This window comes from Desulfurococcaceae archaeon (assembly GCA_038845865.1).
Taxonomy (GTDB): Archaea; Thermoproteota; Thermoprotei_A; order Sulfolobales; family Desulfurococcaceae; genus UBA285.
In genome coordinates this window covers 253628-265332 of record JAWBQJ010000002.1, presented here as the reverse complement: position 1 = coordinate 265332, position 11705 = coordinate 253628, and the positions used below count along the sequence as shown (strand labels likewise).

The window sequence follows — 11705 nt, the reverse complement described above, 5'->3', positions numbered from 1 at the left end:
AATGTAAAGAATTGAAAGAGTCCGTTGAAAGTGTGGGGGTGGGGCGGGGGTGTCTATTTACGAATACAATGTAAAGAATTGAAAGTATATAGTACAGAATGCTCACTGGGTCGTACTGGGATAGCTGTGGAATACAATGTAAAGAATTGAAAGGCCAGCGGGGCTGATTGGTGCTCTACAAGTCGCAAGAATACAATGTAAAGAATTGAAAGTTCTAACTCTTCTGTTGAGTATGTGTTGATAGGCTGGATGCTTCAGGAATACAATGTAAAGAATTGAAAGTACATTGATGCCGGTTTAGCTAAGATCAAGGAGATGCCAAGTGAATACAATGTAAAGAATTGAAAGTCTCTTAACCCCAAAGACCTTCATACACCTATCACCCGTTGAATACAATGTAAAGAATTGAAAGAATAATAATTGCTCTATCAAGCCAATAAAACCAAAACACTCATCGAATACAATGTAAAGAATTGAAAGCTTCGACAAGAGGACGAACAGGTACTTGTTGTCGTACACAGAATACAATAAAAAGAATTGAAAGTTATGTCCACTGCTAAAGACGCAATTGTCTGAGCGACGACCGCGAGAATACAATAAAAAGAATTGAAAGCGTCGGAACGTATATTACTATTCTCGAGCTCGTTGCGTACGATGAATACAATAAAAAAGAATTGAAAGGAAGACTTAGGGATCATGATCGGTCTATAGAAAACCGACACCGAATACAATAAAAAGAATTGAAAGCATGAGAACGTTGTCGGGCTTGCAACCCGCGCTCGCCCAGACCTCTGGAATACAATAAAAGAATTGAAGGTCACTTCACTAGTAGTTCTAGGTATGTGAAAGCTATTATGAGAGATAACACTACTACGTTTATGATGATTTCGAGTAGGCCTCTTACTTGTTTGCTTTTAACTCTCCTGTGCAGTAGAATCAATGACCCGGCGTATCCGTGAATCGTGCTGAAAGCGATTAGGATCACTCTTAATGCCCTATCACTATGAACTAGTCTCGCGTGGGGAACTAATCGTATACCCGGTACTAACAACTGGTATCCAGTTACGAGGTAAACTAGCCCCAGGACCAGGAGCGGTATTGAAGTGAGTTCAACTAGTAGAAGCGCGCATTTAAGAGTTCTGGCGCTCACGACGACTCCCTCCTCTCCACTATGTATTTCCATACATCTTCAAAGGAGATACGGTGATATGTAGCAGGGACGCCTAGTGGTATGATGTACATTGGTACCTCGTCAGGCATGACGCCGACTACCTCCCGAACCTGATCATCAAAAAACGCCCCAACGACAACTGTACCGTAGCCAAGTGCAGTAGCCATTAAGTAAACGTTCTGGCCGAGGTGCCCCACCTCCATTGGAACGTACCTTACTTTACCTCGTTCACCGTAAACTCTAGTAGTCCTCTCGAAAACAGCGCAGATAACAATGTTCACCGGCGCGCTTCTAATCCAAGGCTGCTGGAGGGCGGCATCGTACAATTCCCTCCTGTAGTCGCCTTCCTTTAGTAGTATGAGCGTGTGTTTGTGTACATGGTACTTGTACACGCCGGGCTTCAAGAAAACGCCGTTTTCAACTAAAACGCCTTTTTCACCGACAACCACATAGACCTCGAGTGGATACGTAGCACCTGCACTCGGCGACGTCCTGAAACCCGTTCTAGGATCAGTTATACCGTACGCAGCCCATAGTATCAAGGCGAGGTGCTCTAACTTAACGGGGTCACCAGTGTACTCCCTGATGCTCCTCCTTAGAAGCAGTGCTTCTTCAACGGTCATATTGCTATGAACCCTTGGTAATGGTAGCAGTATGTAGTGATCTTCTACGATCCGTGAAGGCTGTACTCCCGTGTACTCCACTGTTATAATAAGTAAGGATGTGTACACTACAATAAGTACAGAGACCACGAGTGAAACGAGTATATGAATATTACGCAAAACGCCCCCATTTAAAAAAATAAATTAGCGCGATAAAAACTCCACGCTACTTGCGTGATAGCCTTGCTGGTGGTTGAGGTATTTTCATGACGTTCTTTAACTCGCTTACCCTTTCAGATAGCTGCTCGATCACTTTTTTAGCTAATCCAGTCCCCCGATAGCCTTTACTGTAATACTCTTCAACGATGTCTTCTAGTTCCTTTACCGTGATGTTGACGGCCTTTCCAGCCCTCTCCCTGACCATCTCCATGATCCTTATAAGGGCTTGCTTTAAGTTTTCCTTTTCAACGAGTTTTATCCGCTCCCTCACCTCTCCAACCTTCTCTTCGATTTCTTTAACTATTTCACTTACTTTCTGTATTTCACCGCGCTGAATTCTAGCTCTCACCAACTCTCTAACCTGGACTGGAAGCACCTCCAATATAGTCCTTGCAGGCGGCTCACTGTACTCCACCGCGCTCCCCGTTAATGTACCCTCGACCTCCCCAATTACTTTGACGTATACCGACCTAACCAGTGCGTGATAAGCCCTCACGTAGAACCTGTAGCCGGAGACGGCATGCCTGAACGCGGCCGTCACATTACCTTCCGCGAGCATGCTCGTGGCGTTTGCAACCCTCTCATCGCCGATTACAAGTAGCTTTTCCGCTAGAGTAGTGTCGTAGTCTCTGCTTTTAGCGTATTCAACCGCGTTTACAAGTAGCCCCCTCAGCTCGCCGGCGGCGCTTATTACTGCGTTAACCGTCTGCTCGGTTATAGTGTCGTTTTCTCCTAAGTTAGCCCTAATTACCCTAGCTAGCACGGGGTTTGCGAAAGCCGGTGCATGGCTGTAGTGTATACTAGCGACGAACGCGTAGACAACTGCTTTTCTAGGCTCCGTTTCAGCTACGCTTATAGCTTTTTCTAGGAACTTGTCACCGCGTGTTAGCGTTACATTGGCAGCCGTTATGTTGTAGCTTATCTCCCACTGGAAGAGGTCGTACGTCATGTTCCTAATAGCGTATGCGAGTTCTAGCGCTTTTTCAAAGCTCACATTCAGCAATAAGCCTATTTTCAGTTTACCCCAACGCCCCGCTGTTTCGATCTCGGGCATGTTCCTAGCCCCCTCGGAAGGCACCTCTTGAGCTACAATAACAGCTGATATTGGCGTGATCAGCAGCGTTGCCAGCAGAGCTATGGCTAGTAAACCCATGTACTTCATATTTCACACCCATGTTGCTAATTTGCAGTAGTTAAAAATAAGGGACAACGCGAACTGCGCGTTGAAACAGTTTAGAACAATCGGGTACGGCGTTCCGGATCGGTCGTTCCAGCCGGGACGATCCACGACACGGTCTAGCCGGATTGCTCGAAGATTTTCTTAGCTCTTTCAATAAATCGTTTCCCGTGAACAATGAAGCGCTCATGTATGCCCTCACCTATTAAGGTTTCCTTTAATAGTGCCTTGACTTCGAACACAAGTCTTCTACCTTCACGCGCTACTAGCTTGGATTCAACCCTTATAGTAGAGCCTACTGGTGCCGGGTTCAAGTGCTTCACGTTCACTAATACCCCTACAGTGGTGTATTCTGGCGGTAGATATTGCTGAACGCACGCCATCGATGTTTTCTCCATGAAGGCGATCATCGATGGCGTAGATAGCACGGCGACGTCCCCTGTACCCACATGCTTAGCCGCATGCTCGTCCTTAACGGTATACTCTTCTACGCACACCGTGTTTAGGGGGATGTCAAAATCCCGGCCACTCACGTCTACGTCACCGAGTAAACGAAAAGTGTTCAACATTAATAAGCAAAAATGTAGTGCTCAAAGCAGAGCTAGAAAACTTAGCTTAAAAACCACTAGTTAGAGCACCCGTTTTCACCGAGACGTACCTTTCATATATCATTATAACCCTGTTCGCCTCGATAACGAACTCTACTGGGATTTTCACGCCAAGCCCGTACGCGTAGAAGAGAGCATGCTCACTCGTAAGCCTCTCGGGGTATATGGGTATCTGGGTTTTCCTGACAACGTCTTCTAGTAGTAAGGTACCACCTACTCGTTTGACTTTAAACCCAATCGTGTTCTTGAACCCCGTGTAGACTCCTTCAAGCCTCTCGAGAAGCTCTTCCTGCTTTATAACGTGCAGGGCCTCCTCGGGTTTACGCCCCAGTAGTAGCGTTAGAGCGTAAGCCCCAATAAGTGATAGTGGATAACCACTAGAATTCGATAGCACGGTGACCGCCACCCCTTCATCGGGTATGTAGCCCAAGTACGCCGTATAAACTAGGACTGAGCCGCTGTGACCCACGAGCTTTCTACCCTGGAAATCGTCGTGAATGGTTAATCCGTAGCCGTAGTAGCGGCTTGTCGGCGATTCGTACGGTAACTTCACGTGCGGTGTTTCCATCAGCTCGATGAGCTTGCTCCCAACAAGCTGTGTATCCCCGTACCGGCCTCTGCCGATCATCGCCTTGGCGAACTTTAATAGATCTACCGCGTTGCTAAATAACCCTCCATCCGCGCTTATACCAAATATCGGCTCTACCTTGATGAGCTTGCCGTCCTGGCTCACGTTATAGGGTGTTGCTCTATCAGTATCTTTCAAGTACTCTTCCCTGGTAAAGTAGCTTTTATCCATTCCTATCTTGTCGAGCAAGTTCCGCTTAACGTACTCCTCGTACTTCAATCCCGTAACCTTCTCGATGATCTTACCTAGCATTACGTAACCTTCGTTTAGGTAAAACCACCTCTCACTGGGTTTGAATAAGATCCAGTCCTCGTAACCTTCCATGAAAGCCAGTACACTGTCTGGTGCCGATATGGGCAACCAGATACCCCCCAAACCATAATAGCTATTAATTAGTGCCTCGGCATAACCTAGTGCCGGTATGCCGGAAGTATGCGTTAACAGGTGATGAATCGTGATATTGCCTGCTTTAATAGTGCTTACGTACCTATTAACGGGGTCGTCAACGCTTAGAAGCCCTTTTTCATAGAGTTGCATTACCGCCAGAGCGGTGAACGCCTTCGTCACCGAGCCTACACAGTAGTTCGTATATGGTGTTGGTGGCTGAGAGAACTCCACGTCTTTAAATCCAAAACCCTTCGCGTAAACGATTTCATCGTTTTTCAATAAAGCTATCGATAGACCCGGCATCCTGTACTTAGAAATCCTTTCGAGAATGAACTTCTCGAGGGAGTTAAAAGACATAGCTGAAGCCCCTAGCTTGAGTTAGTGAACTTGTAGCTTAAAACCACTAGCTGAGGTATTGAGATCCCGTTGACGGGCAACGACTTCAAGCTTATAATCCACTAGGAATGAATATGGTTATGATGGGTGGGCCCGTAGTCTAGCCTGGTTAGGACGCCGCCCTCACACGGCGGAGGTCCGGGGTTCAAATCCCCGCGGGCCCACTAAGAGGCCGTGCATACACTTCTGCGCACTTTCTCCAAGACGTGCAGTGCGCGTATTGCATGTGGTGGTATGCGCGGCTACTAGTACGCCTCGCTCGAAGCGGTAAAACTCCTCGGAAACCACCTTACAGCGCCTTCAATACGCTTTCGACAATCTTTTCGTGCTCTCCAGCAGCGAACTCGATTACACTGAGCTCTTTGAAGCCGTAAAGCTCTAAGATACCCTTAATTACCGACCCAGCGCGTGGACCCCAACCATGGGCCGCTAACACGATTACCCTCTTACCACTTAGAGGGGTTTTTCTTGAAAGGAGCTCGGCTAGGAGCTTTGCGATCGGAAAAGCATCCGCGTCATATGCCGAAGTCGCTATTACTACGTACTTACTGTCGTAGACATCTGCAATAACTTCACTGATGGGGCTACGTTCTATGTCGTTAAAGCCGTAAACTACCACCCTTAGCCCAAGGGATTGCAGTTTTTCTATGAGGGCATTAACGGCCTTTTTAACGAAGCCGTACATAGACGTATACAGCACTATTATCTTAGACTCTTCTACCTCGCCCAGACTCCACTTCAAGTACAAGTTTACAAATTCCTTTACGGATTTGTCTCTGGCTGCTAGTCCATGCGATGGTAGTATGTATGCCGGTTCAATTCCTACTGATATCAGTTTTTCAATGTTCTTGCTAACCCAATGCCTGTAGAAGCCTATTATGTTTGCAAAGTACTTGAGCATAAGCCACCGGTACCTGCCCCTCTCATTCCCGTCAAGCTCGTCATAGTAGATCTGCGCGTAGGACCCGTAGGATCCGAACGCATCGCACGTTAATAGGGCGTTAAGTTCCTTGATGTAGCTCATCATGGTCTCAGGCCAGTGAAGCCACGGCGTGTGGATGAACCCAATCGTGTATTCTCCCGTGCTGAGCTCGTAAAGATCACTTATGGACTGGAACTTACCAGTATACTGGTAGAACCGTTTCAGCATCTTATCGGCAAGGGGGTGTCCCAGTACCGGTGAGCCCGTTTTCTCAGCTAACTGCTTAACCACTCCGCTGTGGTCGGGTTCCACGTGGTGCACGACTATGTACTTGATGTCCTTGAAGTCTGTTATCTTACTTATTGCATCGAGGTATAAGTCTGTAAATAAAGGCTTCACTGTGTCAAAAACTACCGCTCCGCTGCTCGTTGTAAGGACATAGGAATTGTACGTTACTCCTTCGGGTATTTCCCACATCCCTTCAAAATACTTGGTTTGCCGGTCAATAGTCCTAACCAAGTAGAGGTCTCTTGCAATCTTGGTAGTAATAACATTGTTCAAGGCTCGTCCACCCCCATGCATGCTCATAGTTACGAGGCAAAATAAGCAAGACTTGCATAGATGGCTATCACAGCCACGAAGTAGAGGTCCTGTTGCTATTTTTAGCTACTACATGAGTATCCCCCTACTTCTTGTTTCCCCGCCCGTCCGATCTCATCCCTCACAGGGGGATTCGGAGAAGGCCCGGGCCTCCGCGTACGCGTATACGGCGTTCAAAGCGCCAGCTACGTCCCTATCGCCCTAGGAAACTGCACTTACAACTAAAAGCCTCGTTGCTACAGTGTGAGTTTAGTAATCACTAATCACTATGTTAACTTTTCTGTAGTTCTCCGGCACGCCTTTAAGCGCTTTTAATATTCCTTTAATAGTGGATTTGATGATGTTCTTAACGAAGGGATTTAAAGGCACGCTAGAGCCATCTACCGAGACCTCGACGCCGGATACCACGGGGCACCATCCCGCACTCCCTTTAAGATATGAGATCACGAGCTCTTTGCAGGACGCGAAACCGCATGTTCTACAGTTTGTTTGAGGCGTCTGCCTGTAGAAGAAGTCTATAGCCCTCTTCTCCACTAAGTCCACTAGTCTGTCTTCATCTCCTACTTTTACAAGAACTGTGTTTTCCGGCAAGCGGCTCATAGCCACTATGCTAGCTCGCGAAACGATGGCTATCACGTTAGTCATATCCCCACCCAGCCTATTCAAGTCGTCCTCTTCGCGAACGACTACCACGACGTCGCCTAGCTTAGCCGATTTAAAGCCTTCGACCACCACTATTGGAGCCCGAGTCATCACTAAGGCGTTTTCGATCGCGTCATTGTGATTCGCAACGTAAATTACTGCGAGTCCCGGAGACGAGGCAACAACCACTTCTGCGCCGCTTTCAAGGTACTTCTCTGTGTCCTTTTCTTCTAAATCTACACCACCACTGCAATGTTTAATAACGTTTACCCTGTAATTGCGTGTTCTCAGGCCTCTAACTACTCTAGTAGCAACAAGTGTTTTACCCACTCCCGATTCCAATGAGACTATGCGAAGCACGTAGGGCTGTGGCATAATGGCTCACTTCACCTCCAAAATCACGAATCGGCTTTTTTAACTATTAACACAGCTGATTGCTGCTACCCGATGAGGGGGTGAGAGCCTCGTAAAAGTGGTGTGGGGTGTCAGGGCTACCCCTGAACGCCCTTAAGCCCGATGAGGACCCGAGTAGGATGCAGGAGGACCAAGATGAAGCAATGAAATCAACCTGTGTAAACTGGTATAGGGGCTGAACCCCTACATACTATATGATGTACTTTAAGAATGTCAGTAGAAGGGTGGTAGCCAGCAGTATGAGCGTGTACTTGTAAGACCTTTCAATGGTGATAGTAGCCTTTACGGGTGTTCGAAGCCTCCAGTAGCAGTACTCTTCGAAGTAGTCGCCTACTTCGAGTAGCTGGCGAATAGTTACACGGAGAGGTCTTTTTCCATAGTACTCTACTCTTAAATTACCTATAGTGAACGAGTCAAGAGCGTCTTTTAAATAGCGAGGTATTAGTACCCACAGTAGTAGCGGAAGGGTGGCGGCCCTTCTACCCTGTAATAGGTATATAGTGTTGTAGATTTCCGCTGGTGAAATTATTGTGAAGGAAAACACGGCGGCCGAAACAGCACCAGCAATGTTCATCGCGACTTCTAACACCTGAAGAGGTGCAGCCCCCGTGGTTATTAATGAGAATGAGTATACTACAAGCGCTACCACGAAACCCGTAAACAAGGAGAGCTCTAACACGGAGGTAGCCCAATCTTTACCGGGATAGATTAACCCGAGGAAAATTACCAGCACGAGTATAGGCGCCTTTACGGGGCTTTTCACCGTATAGAGTACTATTGACAATATAAAAACAACCTTAGAGAGAAAATGCGCCCTTCTATAACCAGTATCACCAACCGCGAAGAATGACCTGTAAATCAATAGAAGCAACCAGTTCACTAAGCCCACTGAAGACCCCTACGCCGGCCCGAGTCGAATTACCGTGTCAGCCAAACTCATTACCTTCTCATCGTGTGTAGCGACTACAACCGCCTTCCCTTTGTCCAAGAGTAGTTGGAAAGCCTGTAGAACAGAGCTGGCGTTCTCAGCGTCAATGCCACCGAAAGGCTCGTCTATGAAGTAGCCATCGTGATCTGCGAGGCACGCGGCGGCTATACTCACCCGTCTCCGTTCACTATTGCTGAGCTTTGTGACGGGCCTATCCAGGATGTGCTTTATTTTAAGTAACTCGGCGATCTCCAGGACTTTGTTTTCGTTACCACGTGCGGGGATCATGAGCTCTTCGCGCGGCGTCGTCTTCGAAAAGAAGAGAAATGTGTTTTCCGGTACGTATATCGCCGTGCCATACCTCTCCACGGACCCTCTCGTAGGCTTCAGTATCCCCGACCCGAGCTTAAGTAGGGTTGTCTTGCCGGATCCATTGGGTCCTGTAATGCACGTTAACACACCTCGTTGAAGGCTTTCCGTGAAGTCCTTTATAATGTAGCTATCTCCCGTGTATCTGAACGACACGTTTTTAAACTTCACGAACACGCCCCTCTCTACGTGCTTTTTTAGACTTGTCAATTTCATGCCTTGTTCTTCTGCCTTGGATCTTGACCATGGACCGTGATACTTAACAATTCCACCTTCCAGTATTAGCATATCGGGCTCTAAGAACTCCCAGTATGCTGGATCGTGATCTGCCACAATGATGCCCATTTCCCTACTACGTGCTACCTTTACGTAGTGTTTGACCACTCTTCTGGCTTCCTCGTCTAGATACGTCAACGGCTCATCGAGGACGATCAACCTAGCCCTCTTTATCATTGTTTCGAGCCAGAGAACCCGCTGAACCTCCCCAGCGCTGAGAGTGTACGTAAGCCTATTCACCAGCCTGGAGGAACCCAGCGGCGCGAAGTCTGCATCAGTACAATTTACGCCAAGTTGTGCGAGCACGTGGCAAACCTCGGTGTATACCGTGTAGCCGACAAACGCGTACCATGGTTCTTGCGGAATGTACGCTATTGAGTGGTACACTTCTTCGGGTTTCATTTCGAGGATGCTCTTACCTTCTAGGAGTACTTCGCCCTCTAAATAACCACCAGCAGCTTCAATGGTCCCCGTTACCACCCTTAGGAGAGTTGTCTTTCCGCTACCGGATTTCCCGGTTACTAGGAGTGCTTCACCTTTTTTAAGCTCAAAGCGTACATCCCTGAGTTCAAAGCTACCCGGATAACCACACCTTTCTATCCTAGCGCTGAATAACGGTACCAATCACCAAACACCGTCATCACCATTAGTTAAAGTGTTGAGTACAATATAAGGATGTCAATTATACTGGGCTTTAGACTCAACGGAATTAACTCCCCTTCATGTTAAGCTGGGCACTCCACCTGGATAAACATAATTAACGTAACCACTGCCTATTTATAAGATGGTTACGGCCGAGGCGGCGACCCGTGTTCAATGGGTTTAAAGTAATACTTACAGGGGATGAGAGCCTGGTCAGCACTTACCATAGGACCTACTTGGGGTTCTCCTCCGGGCTTCCCATGGACGTCTTACCGGCATTATTAGGTCCACTACTATTTCCATGTGAAAGCGATGAGCACGGCAGAATGAAGACCACACAGTATGGTCTTTGTAAGATTGAAGCCTCATTACTTGATTCCGGTTTTTCGAGCGACGAAGTCGCGATTATCGACCCTAGAAAACTGGATAGGGCTGTGGGGCCAGGTACGAGAGTCGTCGGCATAAGCGTTCTAGACCCTCTCGGTATAAACTACGGTACTGCACTACTACGCGTGGTCTTGAAGCTCATGGGTATCGAAACAAGGCTTCAATCCTACATGTCATGGGCTACCATGAAGCTACTAACTCACCCAGCAATACTCGAGAACCGAGAGAGGTTAAGAATTGTTGTAGGTGGGCCGGGTGTATGGGAAATAATCGATACTGGGCTTCAGAGAAAACTTGGAATAGACAGTATCGTAGAAGGCGAGGGCGAGCTGGTCGTGCCAGAGTTGTTTAAGAGGGCATTGAGCAATGAAAGCCTTCCCAGCTACGTCAAGGGGCCTCCTGTACCAGTGGGCAAGATACCCGTAATTAGAACGCCCTCTCGAGGTTTAGTTGAGGTGTCTAGAGGTTGTGGTCGTGGATGCAAGTTCTGTAATCCAACGCTTTTGATGTACAGGGTCATACCCCTTGAAAAGGTGTTGCAGGAGGTAAAAGTAAATGTTCTAGGTGGGGAGAGCAAGATAACGCTTCATTCAGAGGACTTCTTTAGGTATGGTTCTTCGAGCCTCCACCCGCGGAGGGAAATGGTTTTGAAACTCACGGAGACGGTGTTAAAGGTTCCCGGCGTAGAGAACGTGTCAGTAGATTTTGCAACAGCCTCAACGGTTGTTACTGATCCGTGGCTGGTTAAAAAGGTGGGCGATATGCTCGGGCTCGGCGAAAGCAATTATTCAATAATCCAGTTGGGAATTGAAACCGCGAGCCCGAGGCTTCTTCAAGTGATAGCGCCCGGTAAGCCGAAGCCGTTCACCCCGGATGAATGGCCTAAGATCGTGGAAGAAGCCATTTCTATTCTCAACGACGCTGGGTGGTGGATCTGCGCTACCCTCATTGTGGGCTTACCGGGCGAAAGCCCCGATGATGTAAGAGCGAACCTAAAGCTCGTTGAAAGGCTTGAACCGTACAACGTGTTCGTGTTTCCACTGCCCTTTATACCGAGCGGTAGTTTGAGGAAGGCGAAAGGTGTATTTACACGCGACTTGCTACCTACACACGATAACCTGGAACTGATATTTGTAGCGGTCTACGACGCCGTAAAAAAGATCAGGAAGCTTTCAGCGAAAATGGTCGCATTCGCTCCGTTGATAATTAAGCAGGTACTTGGAGGACTGCTTTACTTTGCGGCATCCGTGGGGTTGAGAAGATTGCAACGGAATGTACTTGATTTAAGCAGGACGTTCTTGAAACGGCACGCTCCGAGGTAAACACGCATGCCCTAC

9 protein-coding genes, 1 tRNA gene and 1 CRISPR repeat array are annotated in these 11705 nt (G+C 47.7%); of the genes, 2 read left to right on the top strand and 8 right to left on the bottom strand.

Translation table 11 applies throughout. The features are described 5' to 3' along the window. Positions 1-61: 61 nt before the first annotated feature. Positions 62-818: a CRISPR direct-repeat array (repeat unit 24 nt; unit sequence GAATACAATGTAAAGAATTGAAAG). A gap of 328 nt (positions 819-1146) precedes the next feature. The 4 genes from QXU03_04350 to QXU03_04335 form a co-directional block, all read right to left on the bottom strand. After that, positions 1147-1953, bottom strand: coding sequence for a SagB/ThcOx family dehydrogenase (locus QXU03_04350; GenBank protein MEM2170973.1), 807 nt, complete (start codon positions 1951-1953; stop codon positions 1147-1149). Positions 1954-1999: 46 nt separating this feature from the next. After that, positions 2000-3154, bottom strand: a complete 1155-nt coding sequence (locus QXU03_04345; GenBank protein MEM2170972.1) for a hypothetical protein — start codon at positions 3152-3154, stop codon at positions 2000-2002. Between the two features lie 134 nt (positions 3155-3288). Further along, complete coding sequence (locus tag QXU03_04340; protein ID MEM2170971.1) at positions 3289-3735, bottom strand: thioesterase family protein; 447 nt, start codon at positions 3733-3735, stop codon at positions 3289-3291. Positions 3736-3784: 49 nt separating this feature from the next. Next, positions 3785-5149: a serine hydrolase gene (locus QXU03_04335; GenBank protein ID MEM2170970.1), complete on the bottom strand. Its 1365-nt coding sequence runs from the start codon at positions 5147-5149 to the stop codon at positions 3785-3787. 128 nt (positions 5150-5277) lie between these two features. Between QXU03_04335 and QXU03_04330 the strand changes: the two genes are divergently transcribed. Beyond that, positions 5278-5352 (top strand) — tRNA-Val (locus QXU03_04330). A 125-nt stretch (positions 5353-5477) separates the two neighbouring features. On the opposite strand, the gene QXU03_04325 is transcribed toward QXU03_04330, so the two are convergent. The 4 genes from QXU03_04325 to QXU03_04310 all read right to left on the bottom strand — a co-directional run bounded on the left by QXU03_04325 (position 5478) and on the right by QXU03_04310 (position 9963). Further along, on the bottom strand, positions 5478-6671 hold the full coding sequence (locus QXU03_04325) for an FprA family A-type flavoprotein (protein MEM2170969.1): 1194 nt from the start codon (positions 6669-6671) through the stop codon (positions 5478-5480). A 288-nt stretch (positions 6672-6959) separates the two neighbouring features. Next, the gene (locus QXU03_04320; protein MEM2170968.1) at positions 6960-7727 is read right to left on the bottom strand and encodes a molybdopterin-guanine dinucleotide biosynthesis protein MobB; all 768 of its coding nucleotides are present in this window, start codon (positions 7725-7727) and stop codon (positions 6960-6962) included. Between the two features lie 229 nt (positions 7728-7956). Further along, on the bottom strand, positions 7957-8655 hold the full coding sequence (locus tag QXU03_04315) for a hypothetical protein (GenBank protein ID MEM2170967.1): 699 nt from the start codon (positions 8653-8655) through the stop codon (positions 7957-7959). A 9-nt stretch (positions 8656-8664) separates the two neighbouring features. Further along, positions 8665-9963: an ATP-binding cassette domain-containing protein gene (locus QXU03_04310; protein ID MEM2170966.1), complete on the bottom strand. Its 1299-nt coding sequence runs from the start codon at positions 9961-9963 to the stop codon at positions 8665-8667. Positions 9964-10148: 185 nt separating this feature from the next. Between QXU03_04310 and QXU03_04305 the strand changes: the two genes are divergently transcribed. After that, positions 10149-11690 (top strand): radical SAM protein, encoded by a 1542-nt coding sequence (locus QXU03_04305; protein ID MEM2170965.1) that lies wholly within the window; start codon positions 10149-10151, stop codon positions 11688-11690. The last annotated feature ends 15 nt before the right edge of the window (positions 11691-11705 follow it).

Coding starts and splice junctions, on each gene's coding strand:
- QXU03_04320 (MEM2170968.1), bottom strand. CDS start 7,727: ATGCCACAGCCCTACGTGCTTCGCATAGTCTCATTGGAATCGGGAGTG.
- QXU03_04345 (MEM2170972.1), bottom strand. CDS start 3,154: ATGAAGTACATGGGTTTACTAGCCATAGCTCTGCTGGCAACGCTGCTG.
- QXU03_04335 (MEM2170970.1), bottom strand. CDS start 5,149: ATGTCTTTTAACTCCCTCGAGAAGTTCATTCTCGAAAGGATTTCTAAG.